General features: G+C 61.4%; 16 protein-coding genes. 13 read left to right on the top strand and 3 right to left on the bottom strand.

Annotated elements, in window-relative coordinates:
* Positions 1-35 precede the first annotated feature (35 nt).
* From BBJ66_RS25645 to BBJ66_RS25635, 3 genes are all read right to left on the bottom strand, one after another.
* Positions 36-953: an NAD-dependent epimerase/dehydratase family protein gene (locus tag BBJ66_RS25645; RefSeq protein ID WP_049734603.1), complete on the bottom strand. Its 918-nt coding sequence runs from the start codon at positions 951-953 to the stop codon at positions 36-38.
* Positions 950-1,774, bottom strand: coding sequence for a glycosyltransferase (locus BBJ66_RS25640; protein ID WP_071090761.1), 825 nt, complete (start codon positions 1,772-1,774; stop codon positions 950-952). Before BBJ66_RS25640 ends, BBJ66_RS25645 begins: the two co-directional genes overlap by 4 nt.
* A gap of 150 nt (positions 1,775-1,924) precedes the next feature.
* Positions 1,925-3,145 (bottom strand): NAD-dependent epimerase/dehydratase family protein, encoded by a 1,221-nt coding sequence (locus tag BBJ66_RS25635; protein ID WP_071090759.1) that lies wholly within the window; start codon positions 3,143-3,145, stop codon positions 1,925-1,927.
* 163 nt (positions 3,146-3,308) lie between these two features.
* Between BBJ66_RS25635 and ybgC the strand changes: the two genes are divergently transcribed.
* The 13 genes from ybgC (at position 3,309) to BBJ66_RS25565 (ending at position 18,156) form a co-directional block, all read left to right on the top strand.
* Entirely contained in the window at positions 3,309-3,764 is a 456-nt protein-coding gene (ybgC, locus tag BBJ66_RS25630; protein ID WP_071090756.1) for a tol-pal system-associated acyl-CoA thioesterase, read from the top strand.
* Between the two features lie 375 nt (positions 3,765-4,139).
* Positions 4,140-4,859, top strand: coding sequence for a protein TolQ (gene tolQ, locus BBJ66_RS25625; protein ID WP_003582115.1), 720 nt, complete (start codon positions 4,140-4,142; stop codon positions 4,857-4,859).
* An 18-nt stretch (positions 4,860-4,877) separates the two neighbouring features.
* Positions 4,878-5,333, top strand: a complete 456-nt coding sequence (tolR, locus tag BBJ66_RS25620) for a protein TolR (protein ID WP_003566333.1) — start codon at positions 4,878-4,880, stop codon at positions 5,331-5,333.
* An 8-nt stretch (positions 5,334-5,341) separates the two neighbouring features.
* Complete coding sequence (locus BBJ66_RS25615) at positions 5,342-6,481, top strand: hypothetical protein (RefSeq protein ID WP_049734599.1); 1,140 nt, start codon at positions 5,342-5,344, stop codon at positions 6,479-6,481.
* Positions 6,482-6,895, top strand: a complete 414-nt coding sequence (locus tag BBJ66_RS25610; RefSeq protein ID WP_071090753.1) for a TonB C-terminal domain-containing protein — start codon at positions 6,482-6,484, stop codon at positions 6,893-6,895.
* Positions 6,896-6,915: 20 nt separating this feature from the next.
* Positions 6,916-8,223 carry a Tol-Pal system beta propeller repeat protein TolB gene (gene tolB / locus BBJ66_RS25605; protein WP_071090750.1) on the top strand — a complete coding sequence of 436 codons (1,308 nt, stop codon included), beginning with the start codon at positions 6,916-6,918 and terminating at the stop codon, positions 8,221-8,223.
* A 152-nt stretch (positions 8,224-8,375) separates the two neighbouring features.
* Entirely contained in the window at positions 8,376-8,909 is a 534-nt protein-coding gene (gene pal, locus BBJ66_RS25600) for a peptidoglycan-associated lipoprotein Pal (RefSeq protein WP_071090747.1), read from the top strand.
* Positions 8,910-9,068: 159 nt separating this feature from the next.
* Entirely contained in the window at positions 9,069-10,058 is a 990-nt protein-coding gene (gene ybgF / locus BBJ66_RS25595; protein ID WP_071090744.1) for a tol-pal system protein YbgF, read from the top strand.
* Between the two features lie 11 nt (positions 10,059-10,069).
* The gene (gene tilS, locus BBJ66_RS25590) at positions 10,070-11,527 is read left to right on the top strand and encodes a tRNA lysidine(34) synthetase TilS (protein ID WP_071090741.1); all 1,458 of its coding nucleotides are present in this window, start codon (positions 10,070-10,072) and stop codon (positions 11,525-11,527) included.
* A gap of 97 nt (positions 11,528-11,624) precedes the next feature.
* Positions 11,625-13,556 carry an ATP-dependent zinc metalloprotease FtsH gene (gene ftsH, locus BBJ66_RS25585; protein ID WP_003590353.1) on the top strand — a complete coding sequence of 644 codons (1,932 nt, stop codon included), beginning with the start codon at positions 11,625-11,627 and terminating at the stop codon, positions 13,554-13,556.
* A 238-nt stretch (positions 13,557-13,794) separates the two neighbouring features.
* A complete protein-coding gene (gene glmM / locus BBJ66_RS25580; protein ID WP_003582103.1) occupies positions 13,795-15,147 on the top strand; it encodes a phosphoglucosamine mutase in 1,353 nt (450 codons plus the stop codon).
* Positions 15,148-15,957: 810 nt separating this feature from the next.
* Positions 15,958-16,794 (top strand): outer membrane protein, encoded by an 837-nt coding sequence (locus BBJ66_RS25575; RefSeq protein ID WP_049735714.1) that lies wholly within the window; start codon positions 15,958-15,960, stop codon positions 16,792-16,794.
* Between the two features lie 183 nt (positions 16,795-16,977).
* Positions 16,978-18,156: a phosphoserine transaminase gene (locus BBJ66_RS25565; protein ID WP_071090738.1), complete on the top strand. Its 1,179-nt coding sequence runs from the start codon at positions 16,978-16,980 to the stop codon at positions 18,154-18,156.
* Positions 18,157-18,222: the final 66 nt, after the last annotated feature.

Raw genomic sequence — 18,222 nt, 5'->3', positions numbered from 1 at the left:
GGGTCCCCGATTGCAATTCGGCCTATCCTGCCACGTCAGACTTGTGTGGACCTGTGTTCCCGAGGCCTCGGGTGCACCGCGGCGAGCCGGCGCATCGTCTCTTCGAACAGCGCGGCTCCGCCCGGCATCCAGCCGAGCGCGCGGATTTTCGCCGTACTCATGGGATTGAGCGCCATCCTGTCGGCGGGGGGCGGCAGCACGTGCCGACAGCCGGTCTCGCGCCGGATAGGCGAAAGGATATCGCGCGTGTCGACCGATATGTCCGAGACGTTGAAGACCTCACCGGAGATGCGGGTGCTTTCCGTCTCCAGCATCAGCCGTACCGCACGCCCGAGGTCGCGGCCGTGAACCTCCGTTCCCACTCGCGAAGCAACCGGGCGGCCGGCGAGATAATCGGCGATGAGGCCGTCCCATTTGTTGGGCGAGAGCTCGCCATAGATGCCGGTCGCCCTCAGGCTCACGCCGGCAAAACCCGGCGTGGAGAGGTGGGCCAGCGCGCGTTCGGCATCGAGTTTGACCTGGCCGTAGAGCGCTTCGGGCTTGGCCAGCATCGTTTCCGCGAGCTCGGTTCCAGCAGGATGTTCGCCATAGGCGGCACGGCTGGAGAGGAAGACGCAGCGGCGCGTGCCGGCGCGTTTGGCGGCGTCGAAAAGCCGGACGGTGCCGTCGAGATTCAGACTGTGGAAACTCTTCGGATCGTCGCCTTCGCCGCCGCGGTATTTGCCCGTGATATGGCTGAAGGCGGCGTGAACGAAAAAATAGGCGTCGTCGAAAATGTCGATCTGATCCTTGTCGGGATCGAGCGAAAGCGCGGCGAACTCAACCGGGCGGGAGAAGAGGCGGGGCGGCGGCGCACGGCGTCCGCCGACGATCACCTGATAGCCGGCGGTCAGAAGTTCCTCGACGACATAGCGGCCGACGAGACCCGTTCCGCCAGATACCAGTACCTTCATGCTGCCCCTTCCGGATTGTCCAGCGCCGCGATCTCGGGCACCTCGCCATTGTCGTGGAAACGGTGCCACAAGTCGATCAAAGGTTGTAGCCGCGCTGCCTTGGGATGATTCTTTTCCCACGGTTTTTCATACTGGTAGTGCAGGATCGAAATGCTCTTCCAGTCCCAAAGCTCCGGCATGGTGAACCATACATATTGCAGCATGTTGAAATAAACCGGCAGGCCGTGCCAATCCGGGAAGAAGGTCTCGAGAAAGGTCTGATCGGTGCGCCGCCAGAAGGTGTCCGGCCTGTCAAGGCTTTCGAGCATGTGCCGGAATGTCTCATGCGAGGGAGAGGCGATGAAGACGCCGGAGTTCATGCGGCGGAAGTCGGCAAGGCTTTCATAGACATTGGGCGCAGCTGAGAATTCCGGATAGAGGAAAAGCCTGTCGACGTTCTTCAGCACCAGCGCGTCGGCGTCGATAAAGACGCAGCGCTCGTATTCGACGAGCTGCCACAGCCTGAGCTTGCAGAAATTGTCGAGCGGCGAATGGAAATCCGGCTTGCGGCCCTTGGTGAAAGGGGCTGCCGAATGGAGATGGCTGCGGGCGTGGCGCTCGTTGAAGGCGGCAGACAGCGGCAGGTGCTCGACTTCAATCAGCCGGCAGCCGAGGGTCTTGAGCGGAGCGAGGGCGGCCGCATCGACGCCGCCGGTGTGGAGGACGACGATGTCGGCGGTGCTGCCGGTGCGACGCAGGGAGTGGGCGAGGGCGGTGGCGCCCATGGCGTAGTCGGCATTGGTGACGAGGGTGACGTAAGCAAACAAAGACGAACGGTTCATCGGATTCCGCCGCCTCGATATGCTCCCTCATTCCTGTGCTCGTCACAAGAAACCAGCGCGCCCAAGTCCTTGGGCGCCGGAGACTTTTTTAGCAGTCGATAAGAGTTATTCACGGCGCGGATGCGCCTTCCAACGCGAACTCGCCCTCACTCATGACACCGACTTCAGCCGCTTGCCTTCCGGATCGTGGTTGATTGTCGCGGCGATATCCTTGGTCCAGGCGGAGATGGCCGGGACGCGCGCGCGGTCGACGCGATAGGCGAATTTTTTCGCGACGTCGACGATCTCGCCGAGCAGGCCTGTTTCCAGTGTGATCGGTTCGAGGCCGAGATTGCGGAATTTCTCGTTTTCAACGATCAGCTCGTTCTCGGCGGCTTCCTTGCGCGGGTTGGGCAGCCAGGCGATGTCGGCGCCGCTGATGCCCGCGATCATCTGGGCGAGGTCGCGCACCCGGTGGGTTTCCGTCATCTGATTAAAGATTTCGACGCGCGCGCCACGGGGCGGCGGATTCCTCAGAGCCAGCTCGATGCAGCGCACCGAATCCTGGATATGGATGAAGGCGCGGGTCTGGCCGCCGGTGCCGTGCACCGTCAGCGGATAGCCGATCGCCGCCTGGATGAGGAAGCGGTTCAGCACAGTGCCGTAATCGCCGTCGTAATCGAAACGGTTGATCAGCTGCGCATGGCGGCGCGTCTGCTCGGTATGCGTGCCCCAGACGATGCCCTGGTGCAGGTCGGTGATCCTCAACCCGTCGTTCTTCGCGTAGAACTGGAAGAGAAGCTGATCCAGGCACTTGGTCATGTGGTAGATCGAGCCGGGATTGGAGGGGTAGAGGATCTCCTGGCTGACCGTCTCGCCGGCCGCGGTTTCGATGCCGACCGGCAGGTAACCTTCGGGGATCGCCGCGCCCACAGTCGAATAGCCGTAGACGCCCATGGTGCCGAGATGGATGAGATGGGCGTCGAGGTTGAGCTCGGTCAACGCGTTCAAGAGGTTGTGCGTGGCGCTGACATTGTTGTTGACTGTGTAATTCTTGTGGCGGTCGCTTTTCATCGAATAGGGTGCGGCCCGCTGCTCGGCGAAATGGATGACGGCATCCGGGCGGTGTTCGGAAAGCCAGTTCTTCAGCAGTTCGTAGTCCTTGGCGAGATCGATCAGATTGAAGTGGATGCGGCGCCCGGTTTCGGCATGCCAGATGCGAGTGCGCTCCTGGATCGAATCCATCGGGGTCAGCGACTGAACGCCAAGTTCCGTGTCGATCCAGCGGCGTGAGAGATTGTCGAGAATATGAATGTCGTGCCCGGCGTCGGAGAGATGCAGCGAGGTTGGCCAGCCAATGAAACCGTCTCCGCCCATAACCGCAATCTTCATCACATCGTCTCCTGATCTGTCGCTCGATATCGGGGATAGTTAGGAATTATGACAATCATTCAATGCCTATCGGGTGGGCATTCAATGCCTGCCTGCCGGTCATTCAATGCTTGCCTGTGGGCAAGCGTTGCGCCAAAGAGGGCACCGCAGTTTGGAGAAAATTATGACGGAGCGCCCTTTTTCCATTTCGGGAGAGCTGACGGAGGCCGGTCACCGGCTCGTGCAACGGGTCTATTATGAAGATACCGACTTCTCCGGTCTGGTCTACCACGCCCGCTATCTGCATTTCCTCGAGCGCGGCCGCACCGATTATCTGCGCTGCCTCGGCGTGGAGCAGCGCGAACTCGTCAGTGCCGACGAAGAGGGGCTCGTCTTCGTCGTCCACCGCATGGAGATCGATTTCAAGAGCCCGGCGCGCATGGACGACGTGCTGACGATCCTGACCCACACGGAAAAAGCCGGCGGCGCCAAGATGGTCCTCAATCAGCAGATCCGCTCGGGCGAAACGCTGCTCATATCAGCCAAAGTGATCATTGCCGTCATCAACGCCAGGGGGCGGCCGCGGCGGCTACCGGAAACGCTGGCGGCGAAATTCCTGGAAAGCAGCATGCCGCTATAGCCGCGAATCGCCCGGAATTCAGGCTTGTCAAAACTTGAGTTTTATGTGAAGGAATTCCTGCGCCGCAGGATGAGCGCTCTTTCGGCAGCCGGATCTTGCTCCGGTCAAGTAAACCATGGAACGAAATCTTCCAAACACAGGCTTACTGTCACAGTCCGGCACTAACGATCTATTAACCATAATAGTGTCTTACTGGGAAAGTCGGAGTTTGTGCGGCGCACGCCTTCCTTTGACCAAATTTGACGGCAAGAAGGCGGAAGATGAGCTTGGAAGCTTGACCAGGGCTTTGGGCGGCGGCCACCGGACACTTCTTGCGAGATCAATTTGTGCCGCCCGGTCCAGCACCGGGCGTTTGGATTCGGGGATTTTGGATCAATGGAACAAGTAGGATTGGCAGCAGCAACGACGGACGTCAGCCTCTGGTCGCTTTTCATGCAGGCCGGCATCGTCGTCAAGCTCGTTATGCTCGGGCTTATCGCAGCCTCGGTATGGACCTGGGCGATCGTCATCGACAAATACCTGGCCTATGGCCGCGCACGGCGCCAGTTCGACAAGTTCGAGCAGGTCTTCTGGTCCGGCCAGTCGCTGGAAGAACTCTACCGCTCGCTGTCGGAACGCAACAATACTGGTCTCGCGGCGATTTTCGTGGCCGCCATGCGCGAATGGAAGAAATCCTTCGAGCGCGGCGCCCGTTCGCCGATCGGCCTGCAGATGCGTATCGACCGGGCGATGGACGTGACGCTGTCACGCGAATCGGAATTTCTCGGCGCTCGCCTCGGATCGCTGGCGACGATCGGTTCGGCTGGTCCGTTCATCGGCCTCTTCGGCACGGTCGTCGGCATCATGACCTCGTTCCAGGCGATCGCCGGTTCGAAGTCGACCAACCTTGCCGTCGTCGCGCCCGGTATCGCCGAAGCGCTGCTTGCCACCGCCATCGGCCTCGTCGCCGCTATTCCGGCGGTTATCGCCTACAACAAGTTCTCTGCCGATGCCGGCAAGCTCTCGGGCCGCATGGAAGGTTTCGCGGATGAATTCTCCGCCATACTTTCGCGCCAGATCGACGAGAAGCTGCAGCCACGCGCTGCAGCTCAGTAACCAGCGGAGTATACTGACATGGGTATGGCTGTTGGAGGCAATGGCGGCGGGGGCGGCGGACGCCGCCGTCGCGGCGGTCGGAACAAGGCCGTGATTTCAGAAATCAACGTGACGCCGCTCGTCGACGTCATGCTTGTGCTTTTGATCATCTTCATGGTCGCCGCACCGATGATGACCGTCGGCGTGCCGATCGACCTGCCGGAAACGCAGGCCAAGGCGCTGAATTCCGAGACGCAGCCGATCACCATCTCCGTCAAGAACGACGGCGAAGTGTTCCTGCAGGAAACGCCGATCCCGGCCGCCGAGATCGCCGCCAAGCTCGAGGCGATCGCCACCACCGGCTACAACGAACGGATCTTCGTGCGCGGCGATGCGACAGCGCCCTACGGCGTCATCGCCGACGTCATGGCCCGTATTCAGGGCGCAGGCTTCAAGAATATCGGCCTCGTGACGCAGCAGAAGAAGGACCAATAGCGTTCAAGATGAAGACCAGCGTCGTCACATCTGCTGTTCTGCACTGTCTGGTGCTTACCTGGGCGATGGTATCGCTCAGCGCTCCGGAATCTTTCAAGGTAGAGGATTTCGAGGCGATGCCGGTCGATCTCGTGCCGGTGGAATCCATTACCCAGATGCAGCAGGGCGACAAGAAGGCTCCGAAGAAGGAGACTTCCGCGCCCGTGCCGACGACACGTCCGCCGATTGCGCAGCCGGCCGAGAACGCCGGCGACAACAATGTCGACCTGAAGACGCCGCCGGTCCCGAACGCCAAGCCCAGTAATAGCGAAGCCGCCGCGGCGAATTCGAGCGAAAAGCCGCTGCCGAAGACCGATCCGAAGCCGAATGATGTCAAGGACATCGTCAAGGAGGAAACGGAAGTCGAGCAGCCGAAGGAAGTCGCTTCCATTCCGCCGCCGAAGCCCGTCGAGGTGACGCCGCCGAAGCCCGAGGAAAAACCGCCGGAAGAGCAGGCTAAGCCCGAGGAACCGCCGAAGCCGGACGCCGAGGCGCTGCCGGACAATGTGCCGACTCCAGTCGCCAAACCGCAGGTGAAGCCGCCGGAACCGCAGAAGCCGGCCGAAAAGCCGCCGGAAAAGACCCCGGATCAGCCGAAGACCGCCGACGTGCCGACGGACAAGAAGAAGGCGGACAAGAAGCAGGAAACGGCGAAATCCGCTTCATCGATGAAGAGCGATTTCAATGCCGACGAGATTTCGATCTTGCTGAACAAGACCGATCCTTCCGCGGGCGGCGCCAAGCGCTCGACGCAGGAGGCATCGCTGGGTGCGAAGAAGAGCAATGGTGGTTCCAAGCTCAGCCAGAGCGAAGAAGATGCGGTGCGCGGCTTGATCGAGGGCAATTGGCTTGTCACCCCGGGGATGGAAGGCCTTTCCGGCATGGTCATCAAGGTGCATATGAAACTCGACAGGGATGGCAATATTATTGGTCAGCCGGAGGTCGAGTCATCGGGCGGCAGTGGCAGCGATGCCACACGCCGTGCGTTGGAAGGCGGGGCCTACAGAGCTGTTATGAAATCTGCCCCCTTCTCAATGCTTCCGAAGGACAAGTATGAGGCTTGGAATGAATTCGACCTGAATTTCGATCCGAGCTCTATGGGAATCTAGATGCTGACGGATCTGTCCCATGGCAACAAGTCTTTTGCAGCCGGCATCGTGCTCGGAGCGATTCTGGCTGGTGCGCCTGAGGTGCTGGCACAGTCGGCCGACGCAGCGGCCTCCGAGAGGTCAGCCATAGATTTACAGGCCGCAATCGCTTCCTCCTTCAATGTTCCTCCCGGGCAGGCGACGGGCGGCAGAGTGGTGATCACCATTCATCTGCGGCTTGACAAGAACGGGGCAATCGTTGGTTCACCCGAGGTAGCAGCTTCGGGCGGCAGCGAAGCTGCTCGAAAAAGCCTGTCGGCTGCGGCTCTCCGGGCGGTACGGCGCTCGTCACCATTCCCGATGCTCCCAAAAGAAAAATACGAATCTTGGAACGAAGTCGCCCTGCACTTCGACTCCGGCGATCCGACTCCATAGATGCTGAAAGGCTGTTTGGTATGACAAAGTATTCCTTTTTTCGCGCCATTTTGGTCGCAGCCGGTCTAATGACCGCTGCCGTCTTTGCGACGCCGGCCAATGCGCTGGTTACTCTCGACATCCGAAAAGGCAACGTCCAGCCGATGCCGATTGCTGTGACGGACTTCCAGGGCGACATGGGCGCGCAGGTTTCGCAAGTCATAGCCGCCGACTTGCAGCGGTCCGGTCTCTTCGCACCCATCAACAAAACCGCCTTCATCGAGAAGATTTCTAATCCCGACGCTTCGCCGCGCTTCGAGGACTGGAAGGTCATCAATGCGCAGGCACTGGTTACCGGCCGGGTTACCAAGGAAGCGGATGGCCGCCTTCGCGCCGAATTCCGGCTCTGGGACCCGTTCGCCGGGCAGCAGATGACCGGTCAGCAGTTCTATACGCAGCCGGAGAACTGGCGGCGTGTGGCCCACATCATCGCCGATGCGATCTACAAGCAGATCACCGGTGAGGAGGGTTATTTCGATACCCGTGTCGTCTTCGTCTCTGAATCCGGCACCAAGCAGCAGCGCAAGCGTCAGCTCGCGATCATGGACCAGGACGGCTTCAATGTGCGGATGCTGACGGATGGCAGCGATCTGGTGCTGACGCCGCGCTTCTCGCCGAGCCGGCAGGAAGTCACCTACATGTCCTTCGCCAACCAGCAGCCGCGGGTCTATTTGCTGCAGCTCGAAACCGGGCAGCGTGAGGTGGTCGGCAATTTTCCCGGCATGACCTTCTCGCCGCGCTTTTCGCCGGATGGCCAGAAGGTGATCATGAGCCTGCAGCAGGACGCCAACTCCAACATCTATACGATGGACCTGCGCTCACGCACGACGACGCGCCTGACCTCGACGGCTGCGATCGACACGTCGCCTTCCTATTCGCCCGATGGCACGCGCGTCAGCTTTGAAAGCGACCGCGGCGGCAAGCCGCAGATCTATGTGATGAACGCCGATGGTTCCGGCCAGACCCGTATTTCCTTCGGTGACGGCTCCTATTCGACACCGGTCTGGTCGCCGCGCGGCGATCTCATCGCCTTCACCAAGCAGGCCGGCGGCAAGTTTTCGATCGGCGTGATGAAACCGGATGGTTCGGGCGAGCGCATTCTGACGACCGGCTTCCACAATGAGGGCCCGACCTGGGCACCAAACGGCCGCGTGCTGATGTTCTTCCGCCAGGCGGCAGGCTCAGGCGGCCCGCAGCTCTATTCGATCGATCTTACCGGTTATAACGAGCAGCTTGTGAAGACGCCGAGCTACGGTTCCGACCCGGCCTGGTCGCCGCTTATGGAGTAGGCGATGCGCTGCTGCCTTCATGTCGTCCCAAAGTCATGGAATCGAGCGACCAAGGGACAAATCAGTAATTCGTTAACCATGATTTTTGAGGGGCGGTTAACCGAGTGCGGTTACTGTCCGGAAACCCTGATGAACCCGCAAGGAGACCGGCCATGAGCCGAATTCATACCCCGGCAATGAGCCGCATGCAGAATTTCGCCCGCAACCCCGTCATGATCGCGCTTGTCGCCGGCCTCGCGCTTGCGAGCTGCGCGAAGAAGAACGGCGGCATGCCGAACAGCGCCGGCGATATCGGCCTTGGCGGCGGTGCGGCAACGCCGGGCTCGGCCCAGGACTTCACGGTCAATGTCGGCGACCGCATCTTCTTCGATACCGACTCCTCGTCGATCCGCGCCGATGCTTCGCAGACGCTCGATCGTCAGGCGCAGTGGCTCGGCCGCTACCCGAACTACCAGATCACCGTCGAAGGCCATGCCGACGAACGCGGTACGCGCGAATACAACCTCGCGCTCGGTGCCCGCCGTGCAGCTGCCGCCAAGGATTATCTCGCTTCGCGCGGCGTCCCGGCGCAGCGCCTGAAGACGATTTCCTACGGCAAAGAACGTCCGGTCGCCGTCTGCGACGATATTTCCTGCTGGTCGCAGAACCGCCGCGCGGTCACGGTTCTCGGCGGCGCTGGCATGTAATCTGCCGATTCAGTTGGCTTTCGGAAGGCGGTCCTCTCGGGGGCCGCCTTTCTTTTTGACCACACTTTGGCCAGACTCCGTTGCTTTTTGAAAGCAATTGGAAAAATCTCCTGTTCGTGCCATCGAGGTGCGAAGAATCATTGGGACAGGACGATACATATGAAGAAACTTGTCGTAGCAGGCATGCTGTGCCTCGCGGCTGTGACCGGGAGCGAACGGGCGGCCTATTCTGCCTCGTTCTTTGGGCTGCATCTCGGCGGCCGGTCGGCGGAAAACCAGTCGGCGCCGCCTGTTGTCAAGGTGCAGAGCGGCGATGCCGAGGTTCGCGTGCAGCAGCTCGAAGAGCAGTTGCGGCAGCTGAACGGCCGGATCGAGGAGATGAGCTTCCAGCTGCTGCAGATGCAGGAGACGATCCGCAAGCAGCAGGAAGACAATGAATTCCGCTTCCAGCAGTTGGAAAAGACGGGTGCCAGCGGCGGTGGTGCCAAAGCCCCTGTCAAAAAGAGCGAGACCGATACCGCTCCGGCAGCGTCCGGCGGCGATGACGTTGCCAGGGTGATCCAAGCACCGCAGGGAGCCGAAACGGCTCCCTCCACCAACGTGCTTGGCAATAGCGGCCTCGGCCAGCCGCCGAAGGAGCTCGGTTCGATCGATTTCGATCAGAACGGCAATCCGGTCGGCGGAACCGTCGATGCAAATGCGGGAGTGGGCTCCGGCCCTATCCCCAATGCCAATCCCGGCGCGCCGCAGCAAACCGCCTCGCTCGGCGGTGAGGCGGACCAATACAAGTCGGCCTATGGTCACGTCTTATCAGGCGATTACAGCACGGCCGAACAGGAATTCACCCAGTACATCACCCGCTACCCGAGCAGCGCGCGGGCTGCGGACGCCAATTTCTGGCTCGGCGAAGCGCTCTATTCGCAGGGCAAGTACAATGAGGCGGCCAAAACCTTCCTCAATGCGCATCAGAAATACGGCACATCCGAAAAGGCACCTGAGATGCTGCTGAAACTCGGCATGTCGCTGGCCGCGCTCGACAATACCGAGACGGCCTGTGCGACGCTGCGCGAGGTTTCGAAGCGTTATCCGAAGGCTTCGCGTGCCGTCATAAGCAAGGTTGCGAGCGAACAGAAGCGCCTCGCCTGCTAAGGTCTTCCGGCATGTCTCCGGAAGCCCGATCGCCGCGAGAGGCGATCCTCCAGTTTCTCACGCTGCTTCAAAGCCCAGCACGCATTCTTGTCGCGATATCGGGCGGCAGCGATTCCACCGGCCTGCTTCTCCTTCTCAATGAAGCCGTGAAGGCCGCGCCGCATCTCAAAATCTCCCTATGCGCTGCGACCGTCGACCACGCGTTGCGCGCCGGCTCCGCAGACGAGGCGCGTGAGGTCGCCGCCCTCTGCACGTCGCTCGGCATTGCCCACGCCATCATGAGCTGGCAGGGCGGCAAGCCGAAAACCGGCATCATGGCCGCGGCCCGCGAGGCGCGTTACGGCCTGCTCGCCGAAGCGGCGGAAACGTTTGGCGCCGATCTCATCGTCACCGGACACACATACGACGACCAGCGCGAAACACTTGCCATGCGCGGCGTGCGAACAGACCAGGTTTCATCAGGCATTGCCGATGCGGTGCTCTTCAACCGGCGTTTCTGGATCTTGCGGCCGCTTCTCTTTTCCAGCCGGGCCGATATCCGCGCTTTCCTCAGAGAGCGGGGCGCAGGTTGGATCGACGATCCGAGCAACGAAGATGTGAAATACGAGCGCGTGCGAATTCGGCGGCAACTTTCGGCCGATGCGGGTGCCGAGAGGAATATTCGTGCCATCTGGGACGAGCGACTGGCTCTTTCGGCCGAGGGAGCGGAATGGCTGGATCGTCATTTCAGGCTTCACGGCGGCCTGCTCGGGCAGGTGATGCCTGACGGGTTGCGGCAGGATCGCGCCGTTCTCGACTATGCGCTCGGCCGGCTGACGGCCGTTTTCGGCGGACAGCCGTTCGCGCCGGGGAGGGCGCAGATGGAGCGCCTTCTCTCCTTTGCCACCGGTGAGGAGCCGGGGCGGATGACCGCGGGGAGGGTGGTGTTCGACCTCAGGCGGGACGGGCTTTATCTCACGCGCGAGAGCCGGGGGATATTGCCGCTGGTGGTGAAGCCGGGAGAGGCGGGGGTGTGGGATGGGAGGTTTTGGGCGCGCAACGGGTCGGCAGCTCCAATTGCAATCGAAACCGCCGCTACACACTCCCCCTCATTCCTGTGCTTGTCACAGGAATCCAGCGCGCCCAAGTCCTTGGGCGCGGAAGACACTTCGAGCTGGACGGAGTCAATCACCGCGCGGACGCGCGGTGGCTGGATTCCTGTGACAAGCACAGGAATGAGGAGGAATATGCGGGACCTGCCCAAGGCCGCATGGAAACGCGCCGTCGCCTCCGCGCCAACTTTATCCGTCGAGAAAGCCTCTCTATCTCCGGAATCCACGCCGCCGATCGACCTAATGCCTTATTTCGCACCCTTCGACCGCTTTTTGACACGATTTGATTTCATCTTTGCCAACAGGCTTTCGGCGGTTTTCGCGACGGCGCCCTATGCGAGGCCGCCTTTAAGAAGTATTGACGGAAAAACCATCTGACCTGGGGGATCGCCTTGGCAATCGCACGGCGCAACCCTATGTTAGAAACGAATAAGACGGTCGCCATGAGGCGGCTGTTCCAGTGCTGGGGAGTTCAATGAACCCTAACTTACGTAACTTCGCCTTGTGGGCGATCATAGCGCTTCTGCTGATCGCCCTTTTCAGTATGTTTCAGACGGCGCCGGCGCAGACGGGCTCCCGCGAAATCCCTTATTCGCAGTTCCTGCGTGAGGTCGATGCGGGCCGCGTGAAGGATGTCGTGGTCACCGGCAATCGGCTGAGCGGAACCTATCTGGAGAATAACAATAACTTCCAGACCTATTCGCCCGTCATCGACGACAGCTTGCTCGACCGCCTGCAGGCCAAAAACGTTGCTGTCACTGCGCGTCCGGAGACCGATGGGTCCTCCGGCTTTCTGAGCTACCTCGGAACGCTGCTGCCGATGCTGCTCATCCTCGGTGTCTGGCTGTTCTTCATGCGGCAGATGCAGGGCGGCTCGCGCGGCGCGATGGGCTTCGGCAAGTCGAAGGCCAAGCTGCTCACCGAAGCGCATGGCCGTGTAACCTTCGAAGACGTCGCCGGTGTCGACGAGGCCAAGCAGGATCTCGAAGAAATCGTCGAATTCCTGCGGGATCCGCAGAAGTTCCAGCGTCTCGGCGGCAAGATCCCGCGCGGTGTGCTGCTCGTCGGCCCTCCGGGCACCGGCAAGACGCTGCTCGCCCGCTCGGTTGCCGGCGAAGCCAACGTGCCCTTCTTCACCATCTCCGGTTCCGACTTCGTCGAAATGTTCGTCGGCGTCGGCGCTAGCCGTGTGCGCGATATGTTCGAGCAGGCGAAGAAGAACGCGCCCTGCATCATCTTCATCGACGAAATCGATGCCGTCGGCCGTCATCGCGGCGCCGGTCTCGGTGGCGGCAATGACGAACGCGAACAGACGCTGAACCAGCTGCTGGTCGAGATGGATGGCTTCGAGGCGAATGAAGGTGTGATCCTGATTGCCGCCACCAACCGTCCCGACGTGCTCGACCCGGCGCTGCTGCGTCCCGGCCGTTTCGACCGTCAGGTCGTCGTGCCGAACCCCGATATCGTCGGCCGCGAGCGTATCCTCAAGGTGCATGCCCGCAACGTTCCGCTGGCGCCGAATGTCGATCTCAAGGTTCTTGCCCGCGGCACGCCCGGTTTTTCCGGCGCCGATCTGATGAACCTCGTCAACGAAGCTGCCCTGATGGCCGCCCGCCGCAACAAGCGCGTCGTCACCATGCAGGAATTCGAAGACGCCAAGGACAAGATCATGATGGGCGCCGAGCGCCGTTCGTCGGCCATGACCGAGGCGGAAAAGAAGCTCACCGCTTACCATGAGGCCGGTCACGCCATCACCGCGCTGAATGTCGCCGTCGCCGATCCGCTGCACAAGGCGACGATCATTCCGCGCGGCCGTGCGCTCGGCATGGTCATGCAGCTTCCCGAGGGCGATCGCTACTCGATGAGCTACAAGTGGATGGTGTCGCGCCTCTGCATCATGATGGGCGGCCGTGTCGCCGAAGAACTCACCTTCGGCAAGGAGAACATCACCTCGGGTGCCTCCTCCGACATCGAGCAGGCGACCAAGCTTGCCCGCGCCATGGTCACGCAATGGGGCTTCTCCGACCAGCTCGGTCAGGTCGCCTATGGCGAGAACCAGCAGGAAGTGTTCCTCGGACACTCGGTTTCGCAGTCGAAGAACGTTTCGGAAGCAACCGCGCAGAAGATCGACAATGAAGTGCGCCGCCTGATCGACGAAGCCTATACGCAGGCCCGGACGATCCTGACCGACAAGCACGACGAATTCGTTGCGCTTGCCGAAGGCCTGCTCGAATACGAGACGCTGACCGGTGAGGAGATCAAGGCGCTGATCCGCGGCGAGAAGCCGTCGCGTGATCTCGGCGATGATTCGCCGCCAAGCCGCGGCTCGGCCGTTCCGAAGGCCGGCGCGCGGCCTGCCGCCAAGGGCGACGAGCCGGAAGCCGGCCTCGAACCGCAGCCGCATTGAGCGGCTGGCATCATCTTGAAGAAGGCCGGATTTCCCCAGCGGGAGATCCGGCCTTTTCTATTGGTAACGGGATATAATCATTTTTCTTGCTAATTTACGTGCCGATCGCCGCATTTTGTGGCATTCCGCTGGATTGAGGCAAGCGTGAATCACGCGGGATTGACGACATTCCATGGAAGCGGATTCGCTTGGAACGGTGCGCTGCCTTGAATGGCGCGCGGAAAGCGCAGGAGTGCAGATGAAGAGACGCTATTTCGGAACCGACGGCATTCGCGGCCAATCCAATGTCTTCCCGATGACGCCGGATCTCGCCATGCGGGTCGGCATTGCCGCCGGCACGATCTTCCGCCGCGGCAACCACCGCCACCGCGTCGTCATCGGCAAGGATACGCGCCTTTCCGGTTATATGCTTGAGAATGCCATGGTCGCGGGCTTTACGGCCGCCGGCCTCGATGCCTTTATTCTCGGCCCGATTCCGACGCCTGCCGTCGCCATGCTGACGCGCTCGCTGCGCTGCGATATCGGTGTGATGATCTCGGCTTCGCACAATCCTTACGAGGATAACGGCATCAAGCTCTTTGGTCCTGATGGTTACAAGCTTTCCGACGACCTCGAAGCCGAGATCGAGGATCTGCTCGAAAAGGACCTGAACGCCCAGCTTGCCAAATCCGACGATATCGGCCGCGCCAAGCGCGTCGATGGCGTGCATGACCGCTATATCGAACATGCCAAGCGTACGCTGCCGCGCGACGTGACGCTGCAGGGTCTGAGGATCGCCATCGACTGCGCCAATGGTGCCGCCTACAAAGTGGCGCCCGCCGTGCTTTGGGAGCTCGGCGCCGAGGTCGTCACCATCGGCAACGAGCCGAACGGCACCAACATCAATCTCAATTGCGGCTCCACCAGCCCGGTCGCGCTGCAGAAGAAGGTCGACGAAGTTCGCGCCGATATCGGCATTGCGCTCGATGGCGATGCGGATCGTGTCATCATCGTCGATGAAAACGGCTCGATCGTCGACGGCGACCAGCTGATGGCCGTCATCGCCGAGAGCTGGGCCGAGAGCCAGCAGCTGCGCGGCAACGGTATCGTCGCCACCGTGATGTCCAATCTTGGCCTCGAGCGCTTCCTCGACGAGCGCGGCATGGCGCTTGCCCGCACGCGGGTCGGCGACCGCTATGTCGTCGAGCACATGCGCCAGCACAATTACAATGTCGGCGGCGAGCAGTCGGGCCATATCGTGCTGTCGGACTACGGCACGACAGGCGACGGTCTGGTCGCAGCGTTGCAGATCCTGGCTGCGGTCAAGCGGACCGGCCGGACCGTCAGCGAGGTCTGCCGTCGTTTCGAGCCGGTGCCGCAGCTACTGCGCAATGTCCGCATCAGCGGCGGCAAGCCGCTGGAGGATATCCAGGTGCAGAAAGCGATCGCCGATGCCGAAGCCGAACTCGCCAAAAACGGCCGCCTCGTCATCCGCCCCTCGGGCACCGAGCCGCTGATCCGCGTCATGGCCGAGGGCGACGACCGCGCCCAGATCGAGCGTATCGTCAACGAGCTGATCGGCACGATCTCGAACGTGCGGACTGCTGCCTGATTCTTTGAGGCCAGATCGAGTTCGACCGCAAGCTTCGCGACATAGTTGGAGGATGGGCACGTCCCTCTCTCCGCCCTCATCCTGAGGCGCCCCGCAGGGGCCTCGAAGGACGAGGCCGGCCACCGGGGCGCTATCCGAAAATTCGGATGGCTGTGGTGAGTGCGCAGCCAACCGCTTCGTCCTTCGGTGCCCCTGCGGGGCACCTCTGAAGGCTGATCGGTTTGTTTTGCTCTACGGCAGAAAAGCTAGCGCAAGTATCAACCCACCCTCCTCACCAAGTCAGTTCATGCGGGGACTGGCATTGTCTGGTTTTGCTAGCGGACGGCGTCTCTGACACGAGCGTCTGCGCTGTGAAGGTTCTTCTGCCTGCCCCACACTCCGTCCTGCTCGGCCTTGAGCCGAGCATCCACACCGCGTCCACGGCAGCTGCCGTATGGATCCCAGGCTCAAGGCCTGGGAAGACGGAGAGTGTGGTAGCGTTCTCGCCAAACCCGCCGTCAGCGTGCAGAGACACGCCGCAGCGGTGCTTCGTTAGGCCGACACTTACTACGCCTTCGCCATTTTATCACCACGGCCAGACGAAGATTGCGGGAAGAGCTGGAGCGTTATCCAGCCAAATCATCTCGTCAGGTCCTCTCTTCAAAGACTTGTCGCGGAAATCCATGTTTCCTCTACCTGAAGCTTCAAGATCTACGGTAAATAATCGTGGTTAAGCAGCTTTTAACGTTTCCCATTCATTATCCATCCGAAGCGTATCAGTTTGGCAGCGACTTGAAGCCTGCCGACCCAACGGATTTTGGAGTGGGATCCATGAAAAGAAGCTTGTCCGGCATCTTCGCCGCATTGTTGATCGCGACAAACGCCTATTCCGCGGACCTCGCCCCCGCTGAGCCTATCCCGGAGCAGCCGCCCGAAGTGGCGGTCAGCGAAGCGACCGGCTGGTACCTGCGCGGCGATGTCGGCTATGCCTTCACCGATCTGCGCGGCGCCCGCTATTTCCAGGGCAGCAACGCCACCGAGGTCGATTTCGACGACGCTGACCTCGACGACGCATGGACGATCGGCGGCGGTGTCGGTTATCAAGTCAACAGCTATCTGCGCACCGATCTGACCTTCGACTATCTGACGCAGGCTGATTTCAAGGGCTCGACATCAGGGCAGTGCGGCTTCCCGCTGGTGGATTGCACCTCGAGCGACCGCTCTTCGCTGACGGCTTATACGCTGCTTGCCAACGCCTATGTCGATCTCGGCACCTATGGCTACGTTACGCCTTATGTCGGCGCCGGTATCGGTGGCTCCTACGTCAAGTGGAAGAACCTGCGCAACGTCGCCTGCGCCGATGACGGCAGCTTCTGCGACGATCAGGTCACCCATGGCGGCAAGGGCAACTGGCGCTTTACTTACGCCCTCATGGCCGGCGCCTCGGTCGACGTGACCTGCAACTTCAAGGCCGATGTCGGCTACCGCTACCTGCATATCGATGGCGGCAACATGTTCGGCTATGCCGAAAATGGCGGTCCAGGCCGCGACAAGGGCCTCAGTGCCCATGAAGTCCGCGTCGGTGGCCGCTACCTCTTCGGCGGATGCGCCCAGGCGAGCTACGAACCGCCGCCGGAAATTCCGCTGCAGCCGGCGGTCTACAAGTAAGCTCAATTCGCCCCCATCAGAAAGCCGCCGGCCCGGGCGGCTTTTTGCTGCGTCAAGCGTGCCTGCGTCAAAATATCCTCTCTCTGCGACACTTCGATCTTGACTAAGACGCCTGCTATCCATACACACGGCGGCGGGACACCCTTCCCCAACGAAGGGCTTTCTATCTGAGAGGATAGCATCATGGCGAAGACCGCAAAGCCGGACATCCGTCCGCACAATACTCATTTCTCTTCTGGCCCCTGCTCGAAGCGCCCCGGTTGGTCGCTCGACGCCCTTTCCGACGCGGCCCTTGGCCGTTCGCACCGCGCGAAAGTCGGCAAGACCAAGCTGAAGCAGGCCATCGACCTTACCCGTGAAATTCTCGACGTGCCGGCGGATTACCGCATCGGCATCGTTCCGGCATCCGATACCGGTGCCGTCGAAATGGCGCTCTGGTCGCTGCTCGGCGAACGCGGCGTCGACATGCTCGCCTGGGAAAGCTTCGGCGCCGGCTGGGTCACCGATGTCGTCAAGCAGTTGAAGCTCAAGGACGTGCGCAAGCTGGAAGCCGGTTACGGCGAGCTTCCCGATCTCTCCGCCGTCGATTTCGACCGCGATGTGGTCTTCACCTGGAACGGCACCACCTCAGGCGTGCGCGTGCCGAACGCCGATTTCATTCCGGCCGACCGCAAGGGCCTGACGATCTGCGATGCCACCTCGGCCGCTTTCGCCCAGGAACTCGATTTCGCCAAGCTCGATGTCGTCACCTTCTCCTGGCAGAAGGTTCTGGGCGGCGAGGGCGCCCACGGCGTCATCATTCTTTCGCCGCGCGCCGTCGAACGTCTGGTGACTTATACGCCGGCCTGGCCGCTGCCGAAGATCTTCCGTATGACTTCGGGCGGCAAGCTGACGGAAGGCATCTTCCAGGGCGAGACGATCAACACGCCGTCGATGCTCTGCGTCGAGGACTATATCGATGCGCTGGTCTGGGCGAAGGGCCTCGGCGGCCTCAAGGCGCTGATCGCGCGCGCCGATGCCAACGCCAAGGTCATCCACGATTTTGTCGCGGCCAACGACTGGATCGCCAATCTCGCCGTCAAGGCGGAAACGGCCTCCAACACCTCCGTCTGCCTGAAGATCGTCGACAAGGACATCACGGCGCTCGACGAAGACGGCCAGGCGGCTTTCGCCAAGGGTCTGGTCGGCCTCCTGGAGAAGGAAGGCGTTGCCTATGATGTCGGACACTACCGCGACGCGCCGTCCGGCCTGCGCATCTGGGCTGGCGCCACGATCGAGGCATCCGACATGCAGAACCTGATGCCCTGGCTTTCCTGGGCCTTCGAAACACAGAAGGCGCAGCTCGCTCAGGCAGCCGCCTGACGTGATCGCATCCGGCTCCGCCACAGGGCGGAGCCCGCATCTCCATTCATTCATCGCTGAACACTT

The organism is Rhizobium sp. RSm-3, assembly GCF_001854685.1.
Classification (GTDB): domain Bacteria; phylum Pseudomonadota; class Alphaproteobacteria; order Rhizobiales; family Rhizobiaceae; genus Rhizobium; species Rhizobium ecuadorense.
This window is presented reverse-complemented; position numbering and strand designations above follow the sequence as displayed.

What these genes read in the sequence shown, in the direction of transcription:
- BBJ66_RS25645 (WP_049734603.1), bottom strand. Translation starts at nt 953, where the DNA reads ATGAAGGTACTGGTATCTGGCGGAACGGGTCTCGTCGGCCGCTATGTC.
- BBJ66_RS25640 (WP_071090761.1), bottom strand. Translation starts at nt 1,774, where the DNA reads ATGAACCGTTCGTCTTTGTTTGCTTACGTCACCCTCGTCACCAATGCC.
- BBJ66_RS25635 (WP_071090759.1), bottom strand. Translation starts at nt 3,145, where the DNA reads ATGAAGATTGCGGTTATGGGCGGAGACGGTTTCATTGGCTGGCCAACC.
- ybgC (WP_071090756.1), top strand. Translation starts at nt 3,309, where the DNA reads ATGACGGAGCGCCCTTTTTCCATTTCGGGAGAGCTGACGGAGGCCGGT.
- tolQ (WP_003582115.1), top strand. Translation starts at nt 4,140, where the DNA reads ATGGAACAAGTAGGATTGGCAGCAGCAACGACGGACGTCAGCCTCTGG.
- tolR (WP_003566333.1), top strand. Translation starts at nt 4,878, where the DNA reads ATGGGTATGGCTGTTGGAGGCAATGGCGGCGGGGGCGGCGGACGCCGC.
- BBJ66_RS25615 (WP_049734599.1), top strand. Translation starts at nt 5,342, where the DNA reads ATGAAGACCAGCGTCGTCACATCTGCTGTTCTGCACTGTCTGGTGCTT.
- BBJ66_RS25610 (WP_071090753.1), top strand. Translation starts at nt 6,482, where the DNA reads ATGCTGACGGATCTGTCCCATGGCAACAAGTCTTTTGCAGCCGGCATC.
- tolB (WP_071090750.1), top strand. Translation starts at nt 6,916, where the DNA reads ATGACAAAGTATTCCTTTTTTCGCGCCATTTTGGTCGCAGCCGGTCTA.
- pal (WP_071090747.1), top strand. Translation starts at nt 8,376, where the DNA reads ATGAGCCGAATTCATACCCCGGCAATGAGCCGCATGCAGAATTTCGCC.
- ybgF (WP_071090744.1), top strand. Translation starts at nt 9,069, where the DNA reads ATGAAGAAACTTGTCGTAGCAGGCATGCTGTGCCTCGCGGCTGTGACC.
- tilS (WP_071090741.1), top strand. Translation starts at nt 10,070, where the DNA reads ATGTCTCCGGAAGCCCGATCGCCGCGAGAGGCGATCCTCCAGTTTCTC.
- ftsH (WP_003590353.1), top strand. Translation starts at nt 11,625, where the DNA reads ATGAACCCTAACTTACGTAACTTCGCCTTGTGGGCGATCATAGCGCTT.
- glmM (WP_003582103.1), top strand. Translation starts at nt 13,795, where the DNA reads ATGAAGAGACGCTATTTCGGAACCGACGGCATTCGCGGCCAATCCAAT.
- BBJ66_RS25575 (WP_049735714.1), top strand. Translation starts at nt 15,958, where the DNA reads ATGAAAAGAAGCTTGTCCGGCATCTTCGCCGCATTGTTGATCGCGACA.
- BBJ66_RS25565 (WP_071090738.1), top strand. Translation starts at nt 16,978, where the DNA reads ATGGCGAAGACCGCAAAGCCGGACATCCGTCCGCACAATACTCATTTC.